Here is a 221-nt window from a genome sequence, read left to right on the forward strand (position 1 = left end):
CTTTTGAAGCAGTAAGCCCCAGGCTGTTTGCAGTAATGTATTCGGGGTCACGTGGTACTGCTTGGCTACCATTTCCAGGCGCCCTGTCAAATCCTTACCTAGATCGCACAACACATGCTCAAATTGTGCACCGTCCGCTTTCGTGCCGACTTTTCCGGTTGGAATCGACGTTTGTTGATCATAGCCCAGCAAATAATCTTTCCAGTATGAGGCTGCTGCTT

At 49.3% G+C, this 221-nt stretch carries 1 protein-coding gene; it reads right to left on the reverse strand.

The annotated features are described in order from the left end of the window. On the reverse strand, nt 1-221 hold a 221-nt coding region (locus tag HFE01_RS26880), incomplete at both ends, for a condensation domain-containing protein (protein ID WP_167438893.1).

This window comes from Paenibacillus sp. EKM10P (assembly GCF_011800655.1).
GTDB lineage: Bacteria > Bacillota > Bacilli > Paenibacillales > Paenibacillaceae > Paenibacillus > Paenibacillus polymyxa.